Genomic DNA, 1,067 nt, shown 5'->3' with positions numbered 1-1,067 from the left:
CCCAAATCGTCTGCCAGCATCTGAGCCATTTCATTGTCGCTGTGGACGTTCATCTGCTTGAGAATTTCGGCTAAAGGGAGCGATCGGCGTTTCAGCAGCAAATGCCCCGAACTCACAAATTTCTCAGCAATAACGCTGCCGGCAACCGTTACTTGCGGCTTTCTAGTTCCTGGAGCCATCTTAGAATACATTGCCACCACGTCCGCAGGCCAATTGCTACCCTCAAGAGCTTGCCGCAGTATCTCCCCGGCAGCCAAAGGATCGGACTGGTAATTCATGCGGAAATTGCCTGTCACCACCAAATTTCCCGCCACGCGCTCGATACCCATTTGATTGAGAGCGTTGCCCACGGCGATCGCCTCCTCCCACACAAACAGCGGATCGCCCCCGCCGCTGACCACCAAATCTCCCTCCAACACCCCATTCCTAATCGGCCCCGTTGCTCGGAACCCCGTTTCAAACTGATAATCCGCGCCCCAAGTCTCCAGCGATGCTAGAGAAGTCGCAATCTTAGTCAGCGAAGCCCCAGGCATCAGCGTCTTGCCCTGCTGACTTACCAGCGGCACCATTCCCGCTTGCACCCAAATTCCCTGATTCCCATTAATCAGGTTCTTTTCTTTCAACTCTTTTAAATATTCCCGCACCGTCGCTTCTGCAGGCAAGTCTGGATTGGCCGCATCTATTCCCCCAAAAGCCAAATCTTCAGCCATCACTAACCCGGGTATCCCTCCCCGCCAAGCCAGCACTGACGCAGCACTAGGCGCGGCACTACCTACCCCAGCCATGTCCAGCCACAGAGACATCATCCCTGAGCTAAATAAATCCAGCATTTTTTACTCCTAAAGTCAATCGATTTTAGATTTCAGATTGAAGAAAGCGCTCCCACTGATAAATCCGGGGGCAAGTGATAAAGATGGGGAGCTTTTTTCTCGCTCCACGGATGAATCCGGGGTTCCCGGACTAAACTGCTTGCGGTCATGTAAACTATTTCATTGATTTTTTCAATTTGCAGTCAAAAATAGTAAAGTAGTGACAAAACAAGTTCTATCAGAGTAGTCGGAAATGAG

General features: G+C 51.2%; 1 protein-coding gene. It reads right to left on the bottom strand.

What is annotated here, in order from left to right; genetic code table 11:
* The coding region (locus QUA38_RS29150; protein WP_333168035.1) for a D-alanyl-D-alanine carboxypeptidase at positions 1–830 on the bottom strand (830 nt) is incomplete at its 3' end.
* Positions 831–1,067 lie beyond the last annotated feature (237 nt).

Origin of the sequence: Microcoleus sp. Pol12B4 (assembly GCF_036701385.1) — a bacterium.
Classification (GTDB): Bacteria; Cyanobacteriota; Cyanobacteriia; order Cyanobacteriales; family Microcoleaceae; genus Microcoleus.
The sequence above is the reverse complement of the archived record's forward strand: the minus strand, read 5'-3'. Positions and strand labels throughout refer to the sequence as shown.